This window comes from Labrenzia sp. R5_0 (assembly GCF_017743835.1).
Lineage (GTDB): Bacteria > Pseudomonadota > Alphaproteobacteria > Rhizobiales > Stappiaceae > Roseibium > Roseibium algicola.
Window position 1 is genome coordinate 1251904 of the sequence record NZ_JAGHRK010000001.1, and the last position, 18172, is coordinate 1270075.

General features: G+C 57.4%; 15 protein-coding genes. 6 read left to right on the plus strand and 9 right to left on the minus strand.

All coding sequences use genetic code 11. The annotated features are described in order from the left end of the window. From J7447_RS05805 to lptF, 4 genes are all read right to left on the minus strand, one after another. Entirely contained in the window at positions 1 to 921 is a 921-nt protein-coding gene (locus tag J7447_RS05805; protein ID WP_075281556.1) for a peptidylprolyl isomerase, read from the minus strand. 148 nt (positions 922 to 1069) lie between these two features. Next, entirely contained in the window at positions 1070 to 3391 is a 2322-nt protein-coding gene (locus tag J7447_RS05810; RefSeq protein WP_035907990.1) for an LPS-assembly protein LptD, read from the minus strand. 58 nt (positions 3392 to 3449) lie between these two features. Beyond that, a complete protein-coding gene (gene lptG, locus J7447_RS05815; RefSeq protein WP_023003977.1) occupies positions 3450 to 4544 on the minus strand; it encodes an LPS export ABC transporter permease LptG in 1095 nt (364 codons plus the stop codon). Further along, on the minus strand, positions 4541 to 5953 hold the full coding sequence (gene lptF, locus J7447_RS05820; protein WP_209169046.1) for an LPS export ABC transporter permease LptF: 1413 nt from the start codon (positions 5951 to 5953) through the stop codon (positions 4541 to 4543). The genes lptG and lptF overlap by 4 nt, the downstream gene beginning before the upstream one ends. 12 nt (positions 5954 to 5965) lie before the next feature. On the opposite strand from lptF, the gene J7447_RS05825 reads away from it, so the two are divergent. The 3 genes from J7447_RS05825 to J7447_RS05835 all read left to right on the plus strand — a co-directional run bounded on the left by J7447_RS05825 (position 5966) and on the right by J7447_RS05835 (position 8914). Next, positions 5966 to 7465, plus strand: a complete 1500-nt coding sequence (locus J7447_RS05825; protein ID WP_209169047.1) for a leucyl aminopeptidase — start codon at positions 5966 to 5968, stop codon at positions 7463 to 7465. 516 nt (positions 7466 to 7981) lie between these two features. Next, complete coding sequence (locus J7447_RS05830) at positions 7982 to 8434, plus strand: DNA polymerase III subunit chi (protein ID WP_023003980.1); 453 nt, start codon at positions 7982 to 7984, stop codon at positions 8432 to 8434. Positions 8435 to 8521: 87 nt separating this feature from the next. Then, positions 8522 to 8914: a rhodanese-like domain-containing protein gene (locus tag J7447_RS05835; protein WP_209169048.1), complete on the plus strand. Its 393-nt coding sequence runs from the start codon at positions 8522 to 8524 to the stop codon at positions 8912 to 8914. A 25-nt stretch (positions 8915 to 8939) separates the two neighbouring features. Here J7447_RS05835 and J7447_RS05840 read toward each other — a convergent pair whose 3' ends face one another. From J7447_RS05840 to J7447_RS05855, 4 genes are all read right to left on the minus strand, one after another. Then, entirely contained in the window at positions 8940 to 10178 is a 1239-nt protein-coding gene (locus J7447_RS05840; RefSeq protein ID WP_209169049.1) for a hypothetical protein, read from the minus strand. Between the two features lie 162 nt (positions 10179 to 10340). After that, a complete protein-coding gene (locus J7447_RS05845; protein WP_209169050.1) occupies positions 10341 to 11039 on the minus strand; it encodes an HAD family hydrolase in 699 nt (232 codons plus the stop codon). Then, positions 11039 to 12922 (minus strand): ABC-F family ATP-binding cassette domain-containing protein, encoded by a 1884-nt coding sequence (locus J7447_RS05850; RefSeq protein ID WP_209169382.1) that lies wholly within the window; start codon positions 12920 to 12922, stop codon positions 11039 to 11041. Before J7447_RS05850 ends, J7447_RS05845 begins: the two co-directional genes overlap by 1 nt. A gap of 111 nt (positions 12923 to 13033) precedes the next feature. Then, a complete protein-coding gene (locus J7447_RS05855; RefSeq protein WP_209169051.1) occupies positions 13034 to 14110 on the minus strand; it encodes an alpha/beta fold hydrolase in 1077 nt (358 codons plus the stop codon). Between the two features lie 138 nt (positions 14111 to 14248). Between J7447_RS05855 and J7447_RS05860 the strand changes: the two genes are divergently transcribed. Further along, a complete protein-coding gene (locus J7447_RS05860) occupies positions 14249 to 15277 on the plus strand; it encodes an AraC family transcriptional regulator (RefSeq protein WP_209169052.1) in 1029 nt (342 codons plus the stop codon). On the opposite strand, the gene J7447_RS05865 is transcribed toward J7447_RS05860, so the two are convergent. Then, the gene (locus tag J7447_RS05865) at positions 15262 to 16155 is read right to left on the minus strand and encodes a DUF4344 domain-containing metallopeptidase (protein ID WP_209169053.1); all 894 of its coding nucleotides are present in this window, start codon (positions 16153 to 16155) and stop codon (positions 15262 to 15264) included. The genes J7447_RS05860 and J7447_RS05865 overlap by 16 nt on opposite strands. Positions 16156 to 16400: 245 nt before the next feature. Between J7447_RS05865 and ndk the strand changes: the two genes are divergently transcribed. Together ndk and J7447_RS05875 are read left to right on the plus strand one after the other, a co-directional pair. Beyond that, positions 16401 to 16823: a nucleoside-diphosphate kinase gene (gene ndk / locus J7447_RS05870; protein ID WP_031270733.1), complete on the plus strand. Its 423-nt coding sequence runs from the start codon at positions 16401 to 16403 to the stop codon at positions 16821 to 16823. A 170-nt stretch (positions 16824 to 16993) separates the two neighbouring features. After that, positions 16994 to 18139, plus strand: a complete 1146-nt coding sequence (locus tag J7447_RS05875) for a YHYH protein (RefSeq protein WP_209169054.1) — start codon at positions 16994 to 16996, stop codon at positions 18137 to 18139. The last annotated feature ends 33 nt before the right edge of the window (positions 18140 to 18172 follow it).

Below are 18172 nucleotides of genomic sequence, written 5' to 3' on the forward strand. Positions count from 1 at the left end.
TCAGCGATAAATGATGGTGGAACGACGGCGGATTTCCAGGAGATACCGACGGGACTGGCTTTCGCCTTCCTTCTGTCGCAGCTCGTTTTCAAGTTCCGTGCGAACGGCTATGTCCGACGCGATTTCGCGTTTTCCGCAAACCGCGATCATTTCGTAACCGACGGGCGTGGTGGAAGGTTTCGTCAACTTGCCCGGTGTCATTTTTTCGATTTCGGCGCGCATGTTTTCCGGAAGCTCGGTTTCGAGCCGGCGTCCGATAGGCTGCACAACCACTTCACTGTATTTGCCGAGAATGGCGCCGGATTCATCGCAGCCGTTGAAAGCAGCCCGGATCTGGTTGCTCTCGTTCTTGCGCTTGGACTTGAAACCACCGGAGGAGTTCTTCGGTACCACGACAATGACCCTTTTGAGGTCATATTCCACTGACTTCTGACGGTCTTCCTCGTCGGTCTTCTTCAGGGCCGCGATCACGTCGGATTCATCCACTTCGATCCGGCCACTGAAACGGGACCGCAACACCTGGTTCCAGGCAAGCTGCGCCTTGAGGCGTTCCTTCAAGGTATCGGGCTGAACACCGCCACTGCGAAGCGCCTTGGAAAGCTGGGCCGGAGACATCTTCACATTGCGGGCAATGTTGTTGAAAGCGTTGTCGACTTCCGACTGGCTGACGTCAACGCCGACACGTTCGGCTTCGGCAAGTTTGACCTGGTCGTCGACCAGTTCCTCTTCCGCCTGCTTTTTGGCGATGGATGCGGACTTGCGCTGGGTCATTGTAATCAGCCGGGCGCGTTGGCTGATGTCGTAGTCGGTAATCGGCACATCGTTGACAATGATTTTGATCGCTGCATGGGAAGGCGTTGCCAGCGGCGCTGCCAGGATCAAAGCTAGTCCAAAGAATACCGGAACGATACGAAGTCGCATTGAATAACCATCCATGCTGGCTTGAGGCCAAACCGAAGTTCGTTGTTTTATGACATGATGTTTCGCATATCATGCCCGAAATTTCAAAGGTTCCACGCATCATGCCTTTTTTCATGGCGGCATGATGACCTACGGTCAGTCAGATGGCCTAGTTGAGAGCGCCGCTTGAAACCTGTGTCGTGCCGATGGTCCTCAACCCGATGCGGAAATAAAGCGTCCGGTTGACGTCATCGCCATCGTTGCGGCTGCGGTCTTCAGCATAGGTGACGGACAGCGAAAAACCTTCGTCGTCATAACCGATCCCGAGACCGTCCTGCACGATGTTGCTGTTTTGCAGATCGTATCGCATGGAGCCGAAAATGCGCCAGTTTTCCTCAAGGCGAAGGCTCGCGGAGCCTAGCAGTTCCTCTCGCGGATCATCGATCCCGACATCCGGCTGCGCGTTCAGGAACGCATAGGCAAGGGAAGACACGACCGGGCCGTAGATACCGCTGGCCTGTGCCTGTATCCGGTTAACGGTGAAATCTTCCTTGTCGAGCCGGGCCTGGGCGCCGACCTTCACACCGTATTGCGTGTCCAGATAGAGGCTGCCGACGTAATCGGACAAGGAAGTTTCCAGACCGGAATCCTGCGTCGCACCGAGTATGTCCGGAATGGCATAAGAGTTGTCGCCGGCAAGCTGATAGGACCGACCGAACAGGCCGCTGACATAGTAGCCGCTATCCAGTTGCAGCTTGTAGTTCAGACCGACGTTAAGACGTGTGCCGCCTTCGGCGCGGTCAAAGCCCGAGAACTTGTCGTAGTCGAACAGGGTCGTCGTATCAAAGACGATGCTTTGCGCGTCGTCGTTCGGCAGTTCGCCTATCCGCTGCTCGTTCGGACGGGCCACAACCTGGGCGACAGGCTCCAGGATCTGGTTGCCGCCGTTGAAGGTTGCAATGAACGGATACCGGTATTCCAGGCCGATTGCGGGCATTGCACGGCCCACGAAACTTTCGCCGGTGAGAGCGGTCACGTCAGAATCAGGTGAGGCCAGAAAGAACAGGTCACCGCGCATATAGGCAAACGGCGTGAACGACTGTCCAAGCGGATCGATGAATGTGCGGCGCCAGTTCCCCTTCACGGACACGCGCGAGAAGGTGCCGTCGATACCACGGAATTTCGCGGTTGTGCCGCCATCAATGGAGAAAGCATCCGTTTCATCGCGTGTCAGCGAGGTGAAGTTGGCAGTCAGTGCCAACTCACCGGCGAGGATCGGATCCGCGAACACATAGTCATAGTCGATCACGGGCAGAACGAGCGGCTGCTTGTCCTGCAGGGAGCTGCCGACCGGAGAGAAGCCATTGGCGTTGAACTGGCTGTCCGTATAGTCCTCCTGGGAGATCTGATACGCATAGGCTTTGACAGACAGCGCGTTACGGTCGGTCTTGCCTTCCAGATAGATCGTGGAGGTCTCGCCGTTGTCGCCAAAACTGGTGAACGAGTAGTCCTTGAAGAACTGACGGTCACTCTTGTAGGTCAGGTTCCAGCCGAGGGTCCAGTCGCGCGCAATGCTGAAAGAGGCGGTCGAATTGACCGCACCGCGCCAGCGATCGTCAGCGCGGTCCGTCGTGAAATTGCTCGGCTGTGCCTGAAACAGGCCAGCCGCAGAAACACTCACTTCGCCAGCGGCAAACCGATGACGATATTCGACATCGCCGAACACGCCCTGCTTGGTGAGCGGAGTCAGAATGGTCGTCACATCGTAATAGGGGCTGAGCGCCCAGTAATAGGGAACGCTTACGCCATACCCGAGTTTGTCGGACACAATGCCGCTGGGCATCAGGAAACCGGACTTTCGGGTGACGGACGGATCCGGCATCGACAGATAGGGCAGGTAGGCAATCGGCTGACCGTAGACCTCGAACGCTGCGTTCTCGAACCGGATGATCTTTTCCTGCTGATTGTGGATGATCTTCTCGGCCCGCACGCGCCAGAGCGGCGGCTTGTCCGGCGGGTTGGTCGGTTTGGTGTAGACCGTATAGACGCCGTTATCGATGGTCGTGATGTTGTTGCCTTCGCGCCGGGCTTGCTCGGCCAGGAAGCGTGTGCGCCGTGTCGTGTCGATCTGAAGGGCACGTGCGAAGCCTTCTGAAAAGTCCTCGGACAGGACCATTTCTTCCGTGCGCACGACATTGCCGTTGGATTCGATGAAGATCACATTGCCCGACGCCTTCAGCTGCTGGCTCTTGCGGTCGAAGACAACTTGATGCGCCTGCACGGTGCTGCCGTCGTAATAGACCTGAACATCTCCGGTCGCGACGATGAGATCGCGGTCGAAATCGTAGGTGATCTCACTTGATTCAAGCAGGAGTTCGGCATCGGGATCGACTTGACCGGCCAGACCTGCTGTCAGGTCCTGTGCCGCGGCTGGTGATCCGTACCCATGGCAAAGGGTTGCTGCAATGGCGCACAAGCTCGCCGCAGCCAACAGTCTGCCTTTTTTGGCCCAAGTCTCTGTTGTCAGAAAAACCGGAAAAGTCATCGCTTTACCCGTCTTCCTGATTCAAGAGAATTGTCAAACCCATGAGTACTCCAAATATTCCCGGCGCCCAGGCCGCCACCAAGGGAGGGACAATACCCGCACCCCCGAAGTCCTTGGCAAGTTCGGTTAGAACGTAAAGCACGAACCCGGAAAGGATTCCACCCAGAATCATACTTCCCAAACCGCCAAACCTCGAAACTTTAAGGGAAACCGCCGCTGCGATCAAAATCATAGCGACCAAAAGAAGCGGGCGGGCGAGGAGAGTCTGATACTGCAAATTGTAGCGATAGGCAGGTAACCCAGCGTTTCTGGCCAGTTCGATGAAACGAGGCAAATTCCAGAACGAAATCGATTCGGGGGATCCGATGCTTTCACGAACTTCAGTCGCAGTCAGGAATGTGCTGATCTGATATTGCCCGTAAGGCTGTGGATCCTGTTCGGTCGTGTAGACGATGGCATTGTCCAGGTACCAGATCTGGTCTCCGAGCCGTGCTTCGTCAGCTTCGATCCGCTCGCGGAAGGTACCGTCCTTGTCGAACGTGAAAATGGTGACGCCCTGCAGCAGCGTGCCGCCTTCCAGCAATTGCTTGGCAAGCAACACCGATTCTCCGTCCAGGCCGTCCTGCCGAACCCAGACGTCGTTCGAGGACTGCAGAAGGAAACTTTGTTCCGAGCCGAACAAACCGGCAGCTGCCTCGTCCGATTTCTGCTGAAACCAGACAGCCGCAGGATTGTAGACAGTGATGGACAGGATACCGAGAACGATCCCGACAAGGATGGCGGGAAGAGAAAACTGCCAGACCGAGATGCCGGAAGCCCGTGCCACGACCAGTTCCAGGCCTCGGCTCAGCGTCACGAAGGCAGCAATTGCACCGAACAGGACGGTGAAGGGAATAACCTGTTCCAGCAGCAGAGGCACCCGCAAGGCCGAGATCATGGCAACGCGCAGGACGGAAAATCCTTCGCGGTCACCACCGCGTCTAACCAGTTCCAGGACGTCGAACAGATAGATCAGGACGGCGGCAAACAGGAAGAGACCGAGGATAGCCTTCAGGAAACGCCCTGAAAAATACAGCGACAGGGTCCGTCCAAGGATCATGCGACGCCTCCCGGCTTGCGACCGTTCAAGCGATCACTCAGTGCATCAATCCTGTCCTGAACAGAATGTTGCAGATCGACCAGCCAGCGTGGCTGCGACCCGCCTTGTTCGCGGAAGATGGAGACGAGGGCGAACACCGCGCCCGCAACGGGAACAATGTAAAGCAGGCTGAGAAGCGCGGTGGAACCACCGGAAATGGCGGTTACGCCGAAGCCCGTGGTCCTCAACAGGACACAGGAACAGATTGCCCCGAGCACGGCGAACCCGCGCCCCTGGCGTGTCGTTCTGGCCTTGCCGAGAAACGCGAACACGATCAGGCCGAAGGAAAGGCAGTAAAGCGGCTGGCTGAAGCGTTCGTGGAGCTCCTGCGCCAACTTGTCCGGATTCTTCAGCGCATATTCGTCGTTCCTGCCTGGTGACATCAGGTTAAGGGTGGTCCGCTCGCTGGCTTTGAACACCGGCTCGCCAGCTTCAGGAATAAGGTTCGACAAATCGAATGCATAGGACTGGAAGCGAACGATTGAAATATCGCCCTGCTGTTTTGGACGTCTCTGAATTGTTCCGTTCTGCATGACAAGAAGCGTGCGATCGGCAGCTTCGACGATCAGCCCGGTGTCTGCTTGATAGGTAAAGGCCGTCTCCGGGTCGCGGGTGTCGTGCATTAAAAGACCGTCAAGAGTGCCCTTGCCTGAACGGTTGCGGATATGGAACGTCAATCCGTCCTCGACGGTGATGAAGCGGCCCGGCTTGACGATGTTGGCTACAAGGTCTGCGCGCACTCGGGTAATCTCTGTGCGCAGCTGAGCCAGTCCTGTCGGAGCCACATAAAGTGACATGCTCGCGGTCAGCAACATGACCACGAAGGCAAAGAGCATGACCGGTTTCAAGACAAGGAACCTGGAGCCGCCACTGGCATCGATCACGATCAGCTCACTGTCGCCCGACAAGGAGTTTAGAACCAGTATCAGCGCGATCATCAGGGCGAACGGAGCCACGATGACGATCAGGAAGGGCAGGGCAAGCATGGTTATGCCAATGAACTGGACAATGGTCTGACCCTTTGAGGTCACCAGGTCGAGTTGGCGCAAGGCCTGGGTTGCCCAAACCACACCCGTCATCGCTGCAATCGTGAGGGTGAAAGCGTAAACAGTCCGGCGGATGATGTAACGTTCAAGCGTTTTCATAACGGTGCCGGTACATGTCCCTGCAAAAATGACGATAATCAGCCTGAGACCGAATAACACGGAATGTGGTGAATGGCGCATGAATAAGAATGGTAAATATACATTAATTTTTGTCGCCCTTGCCGAAAAGCTGTTGAAACCCCATGATTTGACAGGAAAATCACAATCTACGGGATAAGGCACCTTCTCTTTCCACTGCCCAACCGCTCCAACCAGAAAAACCAACGGGACCGAAGCATGACCAAGCTTGCAAAACTGAACTTCTCCAAGGCCGAAACGCCGAAGGGTGGGGTGGCCGTAATCCTGGCCGGTAGCGACCTTAGCCTTGGGCCGGTTGCTGCAGAAGTTGTCTCGGGTCTCGAGGGAGGCTTGCAACGTTCGGCCGGTATCGCAGGTTTCACCGGGAAGAAGAAGGCAAGTCTTGATCTGGTCGCTCCTGCCGGATCGGGTCTCGACCGGCTGATCGTATTCGGCGTTGGCGATGCCGGCGAGCTGACTGGCGACGATTGGCGGGCTTTTGGCGGCGCGGTGTTTGCAGAATTGCAGAAGACCAAGGCAGACGCAGCAACGGTGCTCCTGGATGTCCCGGGCGATGCAGATCCGTCCGGTGTATTGGCAGCAGAGTTCGCAATGGGCGTGAAGCTGCGGGCCTATGCCTTCGACACCTACAAGACTGCCAAGAAAGACGATGACAAACCCAAGAACATGAAGGTGACCTTGGCCGTTGCCGATCCCAAGGCATCAAAGAAGGCCTGGTCTTCTGCTGAAGCTATTGCCGACGGCGTTATTCTGGCCCGTGACCTTGTGAACGAACCGGCGAATGTGCTGGGTCCGGTGGAGTTTGCCGAGAAGGCCAAGGAACTGACGGCCCTTGGTGTCGAAGTCGAGGTTCTCGGCGAAAAGGAAATGAAGAAGCTTAAGATGGCTGCTTTGCTTGGCGTGTCCCAAGGCTCGACCCGCCCACCGCAGCTGGCCGTGATGCGCTGGAACGGAGGCAAGAAGGGTGACGCCCCGGTTGCATTCGTCGGCAAGGGCGTGGTGTTCGACACTGGCGGCATCTCCATCAAGCCGGCCGCAGGCATGGAAGATATGAAAGGCGACATGGGCGGAGCTGCCGCAGTCATCGGCGCCATGCATGCGATCGCGGGGCGCAAGGCCAAGGCAAACGTGATCGGTGTCATCGGCCTCGTGGAAAACATGCCGGACGGTAACGCGCAACGACCAGGTGACATCGTCACGGCCATGTCCGGAACCACGATCGAGATCCTGAATACCGATGCGGAAGGCCGTTTGGTTCTTGCCGACGCACTTTGGTACACGCAGGAAAAGTACAAACCGGCGATCATGATCGATCTGGCAACGCTCACCGGTGCCGTGCTTGTTGCTCTCGGCAATCTGAATGCCGGTCTCTTTTCCAACAACGACGGTCTGGCCGACAAGCTGTTGTCATCTGCCAAGTCGAGCGGTGAGCCGCTTTGGCGCCTGCCGTTGTCGAAGGAATACGACAAGATCATCGACACGCCCAACGCAGACGTCAAGAACACCGGTGGCCGCTGGGCCGGGTCCATCACCGCTGCCCAGTTCCTGCAGCGTTTCACGAATGACGTGCCCTGGGCGCATCTGGACATCGCCGGAACCGCATTCGGCGCTCCGAAGGACGATATCTGCCAGAGCTGGGCTTCGGGCTATGGCGTGCGTCTGCTCAACCAGCTTGTCGCGGATCACTACGAAGGCTGAGGTCCATCTTGGCGCCCTTCGCATTTTCTACTGGTGGAGGGCGCCAGGACTGGAATGCCGCTGGGCAAAGAAAAACCCGCCGGGAAGGCGGGTTTTTCGTATCTGACTGTCGACCCTGGATCAGCAGGTCTTGTAGGTCTGGCAGGCCGTTGCCGGTTCAACCAGAAGACCCATGCCAAGTGTCGCGCCTGCAACGACAGCAACCAATGCGAAAAACACAACGACACGCGCAAGCATTCACCAAATCCCCTTTTGCGCCGGCTCGGGAAAACCGCTCACCAGCCAAACTTTTTGATCCATGGCCAAATCAAATGATCATTGGATCGTCCCCGGGGACGAACCCTAGCCAATCGACATTTTCGAAGGGTTAATGATACGAGTCTTATGGCCTGTCCATGTCATGTTTGCCGTCGGGGGAATTTGAACAGGCAAGTGTTGCAGGCCTGCACCACATTCCGGCATGGCGGTGGATAACGGAAAGCGAAGGTACAAGGATGTGTCTAGACAGGGTCCGGCATGAGCGTTGAAGTTGTATTCTATCACCTTTTGCACAAGCCGCTGGAGATGGCTTTGCCGCAGCTTTTGCAAAAGTGCCTGGAGCGGGATTGGAAAGTTGTCGTGCAAACGGGAACCGAGGAGCGATGCAGCGCCCTTGATGCCCATTTGTGGACCTTTACCGACGACGGTTTTCTGCCACATGGCACCAAGGCAGACGGTTACGCCGAACATCAGCCGATATATCTCACGTCCGAGCAGGATAATCCGAACGAAGCCGACGTGCGCTTCCTGGTGGACAGGGCAGCACCGCCACCGCTGAGCGCCTACAAGCGGGCGATCTACATGTTTGATGGCAACGATACCGAGGCTGTTCAGGAAGCGCGCAATCGCTGGAAGGAAGCCAAGGCGGAAGGGTTTGAAATCGCTTACTGGCAACAGACCGAAGCCGGCGGTTGGGAACGCAAGGCCTAGGCCGGCACAGACCCTGAGATGGGCAAGCAATCTTTTAAGAAGTGAGGCGCGCACCGGTGCGCGATGCCGATATTGGAGGAAAACCTCATGAAGAAGCTGAAGATATCATCGGCCGACATGGTCGCCAAAGCCAAGGCGCGGATTGAGGAAGTCGACACCGACGCTGCCATCGCCCTGGTAGGAGATCCGGATGTGGTGTTCGTAGACCTGCGAGACGTGCGTGAACGTCAGAAGCTTGGGTTCATTCCGGGCAGCGTTCATTGCCCACGCGGCATGATCGAGTTCTGGGTGGATCCGGAGAGCCCCTATCACAAGGAGGTCTTCTCGCAGGAAAAACGCTTCATCTTCCATTGCGCTGCAGGCTGGCGCTCTGCACTCACTGTCGCGACGCTTCAGGATATGGGCTTTGAAGCTGCCCATCTGACAGATGGGTTCGCAGACTGGGTCGAGAAGGGCGGTCCTGTCGAGCAAAAGGACTGAAACAGACCGCCCCGCCGGATTGGTGCTAGTTGGACGTCGAGATCAGGCGCAGTTCATCCGGATCGGCGTCCGAACCGTCCGTACCATCGTCGTTGACGGCGGTTTCATCGGGATCAATCGGGTCCGTGCCGTCGTCCGGGGTCTCGGTTGCATCGCGGATTTCATCGATCTTGCCGTCGTAATCGCCAACCCCGAGAACCTGCTTGGCCCAGTCGAGCATTTCCTCGTCGACGTAGTCGTCGCCATATTCCCGGACGCGGTTCTCGTTTGCCATCGCCAGAAGTGCTTCTTCCAGCGCTTCGTCAGAAACATCAGCGGCCAACCCATCCAGGCCGGTCTTTTCCGTTTCGTAGTTGGTTTCAGCCGTTTTGAAATCCGAATAGGCGTCGCTCTGAAGAGCAGTTTCAAGCGCCAGTCTTTCAGTTTCGAGAGCGGTCAGCTCGTCATCTGACAATTCAGCCGTATCCAGGCTTTCAAGTTCGGCAAGCCGGTCTTCAAGCTGTTGCGAGGTCAGGCCTTCGTAGGCGAAGCCGTCATAGCTGTCCACGTCCTGAAGCAACCCGTCGAACAGCGTACGTGCAGTCAGTAGGTCCTGTTCGAGGCCTTGCAGATCTGCGGAAAGTCGCTCGTAGGCAAGGCTGTCATTTATGTAGGCCTGGATGGCCGCCAGATGCGGGTCGTTGGAATTGATATAGGCGTGGTAATTGCGATTGAGGGAATTCAACCGGCCAAGTTTTGCATTGAAGTTTTTCGGTTTGCCTGCAGGGCTTGCCTGTGGGGTCACGGCAATGCTTGCCAGTGTCGCGCGTTCAGCCTTTGGAAGCCGATGGCTCGCGGTGCCACTGTTGCCTCTGGAGGCAGTCTGACGCTTGCCGGAGCTCTTTGAATTTTCGGTTCCGAATACGGAATTCAGAAAGCCGCCGAGGCCTTTTCCATTTCCGTTGCCGTTGTTCGACTTGGCCTGCTTGGAACCATTGCCGCGGTTGAAGATCCCAAGGCCCTTGTTGCCGTTGCCGTTGGAAGCGGAGTTCCCACCGCGGTTGGAGTTGCCGCTATTGCCCTTGTTGCCGGAATTTCCCTTGTTGCCGCCACCATTGCCGCCGGAATTTCCGCCGCCGCCACCACCATTGCCGTTTCCATTGCCATTCTTGGCGAACGCCTTGTCCACATGGAAGGAAAGCGAAGGCACATCCGGTGACAGGGAAGGGGCAACGACGAGCGCTGTTGCGCCAAGGAATAGGGTGACGGTTCTGGAGAGAGACATTACGTATCCTGGTCTGAAGCGTGCGAAAAATCGAGCTTTGCGAAAACGCCCGCGGTAACTCCGCAAACGTGCCCGCAGTGTCTGAATGTTCACTTACGACAACCCGTCAGACTTTAATTGGTTTCACTTCCGACAGGAATTTTTCGGTCGAAATACCGCAATTCAACTCAGACGAGCGAGCAGTTGCGGCACCTTGCCGATGTGGTCCAATCGGTAAAACCGGTCATGGCCACGTGGCTCGTCCGCCTCTTCCAGTGCCCAGGTCAGGTCATAGGGCACGTGAGCACCGTATGCTCCTGCGTCCAGCGCCGGCAGGATGTCCGATTTCAGCGAATTGCCGATCATAAGCGCTTCACCCGGGCCACTGCCGTGACGTGAAAACAGTGAGCGGTATGTCTCGTCGGTCTTTTCTGAAACAATCTCGATTGCGTCGAAATAGACATCGAGGCCGGAGGCTGTCACCTTGCGTTCCTGGTCGAACAGGTCCCCCTTGGTGATCAGGACCAGCTTGAAAGACGCCTTCACCTTATTCAGCGTTTCTTCAACGTAAGGGAGAGGCTCGACGGGATGGGACATCATTTCTCGCCCGGCTTCCAGGATTTCGGCGATGACATCGGCGGGCACCTGCCTGTCGGTGACCTCGATCGCTGTCTCGATCATGGAAAGGGTAAAGCCCTTAACGCCGTAGCCGTAATGCAGGACATTGCGTTTTTCCGCGGCCAGCAGCCGCTCGGCTAGGTGATCCTTGTCGGTGTAGTCGCCGAGCAATGAGGCGAACCGTTCTTCCGTCAGCCTGAACACCCGTTCGTTGTGCCAGAGCGTATCGTCTGCATCGAAGCCGAGTGTCGTGATCTTGGCCATCAGGAAGCCTCCTCGAATTCGGCGGAAAGCTCCAGCCATTCCTCTTCGGTTTTGATCAGCTTCTTCTCGCAGAAGGCTCGTTCCTTGGCGAATTTCGCAGCCCGTTCGGGTTCCCTCGTGAAGAATTCCGGATCGGAAAGGGCTTCGTCCAGCTTGATGATCTTTTCCTGCAGACGCTTCATTTCCTTTTCAGCGGCATCGATCTTCTGTTTCAACGGTTTCAGAAGTTCGCGTTTGACGGCAGCATCGCGGCGTTTTTCTTGCGCATTTGCCTTGTCGGCTTCCGCAGCGGCCTTGTCACGGGCTTTCTGAACCGCCTCGGGACCTTGCAGGATCAGTCGGCGATAGTCTTCCATGTCGCCGTCATAGGGTTCCACCTTGCCGTCTGCCACCAGCCATAGCCGGTCGGCGCAAGCCTCGACGAGATGCCTGTCGTGGCTGATCAACACCACGGCTCCCTGAAAGTCGTTCAGCGCCATCACAAGCGCTTCCCGGCTGTCGATGTCGAGGTGGTTGGTCGGTTCATCGAGGATCAGCAGATGCGGACCGTCAAATGTCGCCAGCCCCAGGAGGAGGCGGGCTTTTTCACCACCAGACAGGTCTTTCGCGGGCGTGTCCATCCGGTCGGTCGGAAGACCCATGCGTGCAACGCGAGCCCGAACCCTTGCCTCCGGCGCATCAAGCATGAGGGCACGCACATGCGCAACGGCGCTTTCAGCAGGCTTGAGCTCGTCAAGCTGGTGCTGCGCGAAGAAGGCGATTTTCAGCTTCGACGCCTTGGTGATCTCACCATCCATGGCACCAAGGCGTCCGGAGATCAGCTTGGCGAATGTCGACTTGCCGTTGCCGTTGGCGCCCAGCAACGCAATCCGGTCGTCAGTGTCGATATTCAGCGTCAGCCGCGACAGGATCCTGGTATCGCCATAGCCGGTTGCCACGCCTTCGAGTTTCAGGATGGGCGGTGCCAGCTGGCTGTCCGGATCGGGGAAATGGATCGGCTTGCTGCTCTCATCCGTGAGGGCGGCAATCGGCTGCATCTTTTCAAGCATTTTCAGGCGTGACTGCGCCTGCCGGGCCTTGCTGGCCTTGTAGCGGAACCGGTCGACAAACGCTTGCATATGCTTGCGCTGGGCGTCCTGCTTTTCCTTTGCCTTTTCGGCAAGGATCATCGCTTCGCGACGTTGCCTGTCGAAACTGTCATAGCCACCGGAGTAGTAGGTCATCTTGCCCCGGTCGAGATGGACGATGCTGTCGACAGCCTTGTTCAGAAGGTCTCTGTCGTGGGAGATCAGAAGCACCTGATGCGGGTAGCGGGCAACATAGTTTTCCAGCCACATCGTGCCTTCAAGATCGAGATAGTTCGTCGGCTCGTCGAGCAGAAGAAGGTCGGGTTCGGAAAAAAGAACCGCAGCCAGGGCAACGCGCATGCGCCATCCGCCTGAAAACGACGAACACGGCCTTTGCTGCGCGGCGGCATCAAAGCCAAGGCCGGACAGGATCGAGCCTGCCCTGGCTTCAGCCGTGTGGGCGCCGATGTCGGCGAGCCGTGTATGGATTTCGGCAATCCGGGCCGGGTCTGTCTGTGTTTCGGCTTCTGCCAGCAGCTGGCTGCGTTCCTTGTCCGCGGCCAGCACCACTTCCATCAGGGTTTCTTCCGTCCCCGGTGCTTCCTGTGCGACCTGACCGATGCGCGCGCGCTTCGGGATCTGCACTGAGCCTGTCTCGGTGGAAAGATCCCCGGTGATGATCTTGAACAGCGTTGATTTGCCCGCACCGTTTCGACCGACAAGACCTGTCTTGGCCTTGCCGGGAAGCGTAACGCTGGCTCTGTCGATCAGGAGGCGGTCTCCGATCCGATATGTAAGGTCCGTAATCTGCAACATGAGGCGGATGTTTGGCGGAGCGCCCATGCGGATGCAAGTGGAAAGCTGTTCTTCGGGCGATCCGGTGGCGGGCTGTGGCATCGCTGCACCGTTGGCCCGCCGGTTTGAAGGTCAAGGTTCCAGAAAATCGAGGATCTCGGCGACTATCCGCCTGTGTTGCTGCTCGCGCTCCCGGGAACCTTTGACACAAACAATTTCATCGCCGGGCTCTTCTTCCTTCAGGATTTCGAAGGCCTCCGGTTTGCACACGCCCATGAAGTCGAAATGCCCGGCATCTTCCAGTTCAAGATAGTGCACCATGTTTGCAGACAAGGCGGCCGCAAGAGCGCGGGATTCGACTTCCTGGTTCAGCATATCCGCACGTTCCGAACCCAGTACCAGGACCGGAATGTTTATTGCGTGAAGACTTTCTTCTGAAAACAGGGGCGTGCCACCGAGGTCCATGCTGATGACCTTCCGGACACGGCTATCCTTGCGCGAAACGGACATCTGTTTCCTGTCGGCGGCGGTTTTGGCAACGGACCATCCTGCGAAAACTCCGCACACCACTGGCTGGTTTTCGCCGGTGCAGATTGCCGTTTGCCGTTCAGTGTCAAACTTGGCACCTGCCAACAGCATCACGGTGTACCCGCCAAGAGAATGCCCTGCCGCGTAGATGCGGTCCGGGTCGATCCGCTTTGAAGTTGCCTCGTCTTCCAGCAGGAAAGTGATCACCCTCGATAGATCCACCGGTCGATCCCAGAGTTCACGTGCCTGATCGGGATCACGCAGGAATGTACTGGTTCCCGGATGATTGATCATGGCGACCAGGTAACCGCGCCGCGACAACTCCGAGCCCAGCCAGGCCTGATTGAAGGTGTTGCCATACATTCCGTGTGAAAGGACAAGCAGCGGGAAACGTCCGTCCGCTGGTTTGCCGTCTGGATCGGCAGCAGCCATCTGCCAGACCTGGCTCTTGTCTGCCTGGCTGAAGACCTCAGGTGTCTGTGTCGGATACCAGAGATCTCCGGCCAGAGGGCGATCCTGCCGATCGTCCTCGATCGTCAGACTGGTTACACCAGGACCATAGGGGAGGGCTGAGGTGTCCTGTGCCTGTGACAGGACCGGGTCGATGAGGCCTGCAACAAGGATTGCAGCACTCAGGAATGTGCGCGTGTAAGAGTGCCATCCGGCGAGGTGAGGAGACATGGGAAATCCATCTGAAAGTTGCGATGCCCTTCAAATGTCCGGTGGCGGATCTGTTGACAATTGCTGCAGGCTGCCGGTCCTGTCCTCAATCATGATAAAGGACAGCACGTTCAAACTGCCTCTTTGCGCATACCGGTCATGATCAGCATTCCCGTCTCCTTTCTGCTTGCAGCTGTCTTCCTGTCACTCGGCATCGCTGCACTGAACTGGCACTTGTTGCCGTCTGTCGCGAGAGGGATGTTCGTTTGGCTCTTCGGTCTGCTGACGCTGGAAGCCGCCCTCGTGGGCGCGCGCTTCGCCTTCGGGGTTGTCGAACTCCTGACCGTGCAAAGGGTGTTGCCGGTGTGGATAGCGCCGTCCGTTTATCTGGCTTTCGTCTCGCTGACCGTTTCGGGTGAAAGAACCCGGCAACTCGTGGCGTTGAATTTTGGTGCGGCTGCCATCGTGACAGTTGCAATGCATTTGCCTGTGCCGGTTGCCGGTTACGTTGATGGGCTTATCGGCGCAAGCTACGCGGTCTATGCGCTTGCGCTTGCAAGGCTCTGGAGCCAGGGGCCGGATGTGTTTTGCCAGGCTCCGACGAACAAGAATGGTCTGCTTCGCAATCTGCTCGGCTTTTCCATATTGATCATGCTGGCAACACTGCTGATTGACGCCTTGGTCGCTTACCTGTTCGCGCAGCAAAGCGAGGTTGCCGCCGCGCTTGCGATTTCGCTGGCAAGCCTGTTCTTTCTGGTCCTTGCAGTCGGAGCAGCCTTTGGTGTTCTGGGTGCCCGCTTCGGGCAGTCACGGGCAAAGGTTGAAGAGAGCGTTGGAAATGACGCGCAGCGGGCAGAGATTGTCGATTCTGCCCGAAAGGTTCTAATGGACCAGGAGTTCTTCCGGGATCCATCGCTCACACTTACGCGGCTGGCCCGGCGGGTCGGGGTTCCTGATCGGGATCTATCCAGAGCTGTCAACGCAGTTGAAGGCGTCAATGTCAGCCAGTTCGTCAATCTGGTCCGCCTCGCGGAAGCGGAACGACTGCTGGTTACGACGGACGAACCTGTCGGCCGGATACAGGAGCGGGCCGGGTTTTTGACCCGTTCGAACTTCTACAGGGAATTCCAGAAGGCATATGGCGAAGCGCCAGGCGCTTATCGCAAGAATGCTCAGTCCTCGCTCTGAGCTTTTTCATCTTCTTCCGGAACACTCAGATAGATCTCGGCCAGGCCGGCGAGAAGTTCATGGCAGAGGATCACTTCCCGCGTCTGCGGATCCCAGAAGGCGTTTTCCTCGCCGCAGGCGGTCGAGCGGAAGGTGACTGTCTTCGGCAGCTCGTAGAAAGTGTCGAATTCCTTGGCGACCATCTCCACCAGTCCGCTTTCCTTCAGGAAAACGGCCATGGCTTCCAGGTCTCTTGTTGCCGGATCATGGACGACCTTGATCTTGCCCCCTGGCGTATCGCTGTCTCTCAGATAAGGGTCGGTCACGATTTCCCACGAAGCCGAGGCCTGTTCATAGTCGAAGGCGCAACTTTCGATCCGCTCCTCCGGCAACTCCAGGTCTCTGGCAAGATCCAGAAAGGCGTCTTCGTCGGCCCCTACCATCAGGCACAGCATCTTGTAGCCGCGTTGCTGGTCCAGATCGTGCTCATCGTAGAAAACCAGGTCGTCGTAGTCTTCCTCGGCAATCAGGAACCAACCGATCATCGCCTGTGTGAGATAAAGATCCATGTCGTCGGTGTCCGCGCCGAGCATGGAAACGGTGGCCAGATTGTCGACGGCATCTTCTTCCTGGGCCAGAACGGGAAGTTCCAGTTCCGAGACAAGCATATGTCCGCTCTCGTGGTAGAGCGTGAACAGCGTGTTGCCCGCAACGAAAACGAAGAGCTCTTCCAGCTGTTCGGGCGAAAGGGCGGCAAGTTGCCCTGCCAAAGTGGGGAAAGTTTGCGGGCTTTCGATCTCATGTGTATTGGCCGCCACCGAGGGGGCGGCAAGGCTGAGCCAGAGCGATGCGACGGCCGCATAAAGCAGCGTTGGCAGGATGGCGAAGAGTTCGACCATGGTGTCATTCCCGAAGAGGAGCGCTGCAAACCGTCCGCTCGACCTTTGCATTTGCGCGCAGACTAGGCAGCCGTTCGTATGTTGGCCAGCACCATATTGAGCCACAAACCGGTTACCGACATCAAAATGTCATGACCCGGCCCCCTTGCGGGCGTGACGGCACACCGTTATTAAGGCCGCGAAATTTTTAAAAATCCGGAACCGGCACTCCGCCGGCCCGCTGCTGAAACGAGAAAGATGAAACCATGGCGATTGAACGCACGTTTTCCATGATCAAGCCGGACGCCACCAAGCGCAACCTGACCGGTGCCATCACCGCCAAGCTTGAAGAAGCCGGCCTGCGCGTCGTTGCTTCCAAGCGCGTTTGGATGTCCCTGCGCGAAGCTGAAGCTTTCTATGCGGTTCACAAGGAACGTCCGTTCTTCGGCGAACTGACTGAATTCATGTCTTCTGGCCCGACCGTCGTTCAGGTTCTGGAAGGCGAAAATGCCATTGCCAAGAACCGTGAAGTCATGGGTGCAACCAACCCGGCTGACGCTGCAGAAGGCACGATCCGCAAGTCCTATGCCCTGTCCATCGGCGAAAACTCCGTACATGGTTCCGATGCAGCTGAAACCGCTGCTGAAGAAATCGCGTTCTGGTTCTCCGGTGTTGAACTCGTCGGCTAACCTGCGGGCAATGAGTTGACTGAAAAGCCGGTCCCGTCGGGGCCGGCTTTTTCTGTTTGTGCCACCTCTCAGCCGTTACATCGCGTTACACTTTGATGCGATTGTCTGACAGCGTTCTGCTTCCAAAGGCCTCATACTCAATTTGTGGGCGAAGAGATCGGGAGAGAGCGATGCGCATATCGATAGCGCTGGCCGGAGTGCTGATTGCAGTACCGGCTGCCGCGCATGACAGCATGGCGCCACTGGAAGGTGAACAAGCCATCGAGCAGACGCATGTTATGGAGGAAATCTGGAACCTCTTGCTGCCGAAGGCCGAAGCGTCGGCAGACATTTCAGTCGACAGCAACTATCGTCATATTCATGCCGATGGCTATCCGGTGAAACCACCCGGAAAATTTCCCAACCGCGGGAACCCGCATTCCATTTCGAAAAAGAACTACAATCTGAAGGTCCCTCTGGTGCCGCACAAGAACTCCAGCGCAACCAGGGCGCAGGGGGCGGTTTTTGGCATTGCGGTAAACGGTGTGGTCATGGACCCTGGCACGGCGGAGTTCTGGCAAAACGACCGTCGCTCGGGATGGAACTACGAGGCGCTGGGCGGTGCTTGCACGCTGGGTCTTGATCGGTACAACGCCCATGTCCAACCGGATGGCACCTACCATTATCATGGCATTCCGACCGGCGTCATGGCCTCCAAGGATGGTAAGTCAGTGCCTGCCTTGTTGGGATTTGCCGCGGACGGCTTTCCCATCTACGGCCCTTACGGCTATTCCGACCCCAAGCGGAATTCGGGTCTCAAGAAGCTGAACAGCAGCTACAGGGTGAAGAAAGGCAATCGGCCGGGCGGGCCGAGCGGGCGCTACAACGGCAAGTTCACACAGGATTGGGCCTATGTTGCCGGCGCCGGCGATCTTGACCAGTGCAACGGGCGTTTTGCGGTTACGCCGGAGTATCCGAACGGCACGTATCACTATGTGCTGACGGATGCATTTCCTTTCATTCCGCGCTGTTGGATGGGCAATCCCGACAGCAGCTTCATGCGCTTGAAACGAGCTGGCATGAGAGGCGAGATCCAGAACGAGAGCGATCTTCCCACGGTCGATTTTGCGGCGTTGTCGGACAACAGCGAGGCTGCCGTCATGCTTGTTCAGGCGCAGGGGGGACACCCGCCACGTTTTCTGCATGGAGGTCGCCCACCGCCCCCGGGCCTTGGATCTGGCCATGGACCAGGCTTTGGCTCGCGCAACGGAGGTCCTCCACCCGGCGCAAGGCCAGAAGCCGGGCGTGGGGGGAGATCTCCCTGCAGCGGCAGCTGACCGGAAAAAGTGCGTGACATCCACGCACTTTTT

What these genes read in the sequence shown, in the direction of transcription:
- lptG (WP_023003977.1), bottom strand. Translation starts at nt 4,544, where the DNA reads ATGATCCTTGGACGGACCCTGTCGCTGTATTTTTCAGGGCGTTTCCTG.
- J7447_RS05850 (WP_209169382.1), bottom strand. Translation starts at nt 12,922, where the DNA reads ATGTTGCAGATTACGGACCTTACATATCGGATCGGAGACCGCCTCCTG.
- J7447_RS05845 (WP_209169050.1), bottom strand. Translation starts at nt 11,039, where the DNA reads ATGGCCAAGATCACGACACTCGGCTTCGATGCAGACGATACGCTCTGG.
- J7447_RS05840 (WP_209169049.1), bottom strand. Translation starts at nt 10,178, where the DNA reads ATGTCTCTCTCCAGAACCGTCACCCTATTCCTTGGCGCAACAGCGCTC.
- J7447_RS05875 (WP_209169054.1), top strand. Translation starts at nt 16,994, where the DNA reads ATGCGCATATCGATAGCGCTGGCCGGAGTGCTGATTGCAGTACCGGCT.
- ndk (WP_031270733.1), top strand. Translation starts at nt 16,401, where the DNA reads ATGGCGATTGAACGCACGTTTTCCATGATCAAGCCGGACGCCACCAAG.
- J7447_RS05860 (WP_209169052.1), top strand. Translation starts at nt 14,249, where the DNA reads ATGATCAGCATTCCCGTCTCCTTTCTGCTTGCAGCTGTCTTCCTGTCA.
- J7447_RS05865 (WP_209169053.1), bottom strand. Translation starts at nt 16,155, where the DNA reads ATGGTCGAACTCTTCGCCATCCTGCCAACGCTGCTTTATGCGGCCGTC.
- J7447_RS05835 (WP_209169048.1), top strand. Translation starts at nt 8,522, where the DNA reads ATGAAGAAGCTGAAGATATCATCGGCCGACATGGTCGCCAAAGCCAAG.
- J7447_RS05825 (WP_209169047.1), top strand. Translation starts at nt 5,966, where the DNA reads ATGACCAAGCTTGCAAAACTGAACTTCTCCAAGGCCGAAACGCCGAAG.
- J7447_RS05805 (WP_075281556.1), bottom strand. Translation starts at nt 921, where the DNA reads ATGCGACTTCGTATCGTTCCGGTATTCTTTGGACTAGCTTTGATCCTG.
- J7447_RS05855 (WP_209169051.1), bottom strand. Translation starts at nt 14,110, where the DNA reads ATGTCTCCTCACCTCGCCGGATGGCACTCTTACACGCGCACATTCCTG.
- J7447_RS05830 (WP_023003980.1), top strand. Translation starts at nt 7,982, where the DNA reads ATGAGCGTTGAAGTTGTATTCTATCACCTTTTGCACAAGCCGCTGGAG.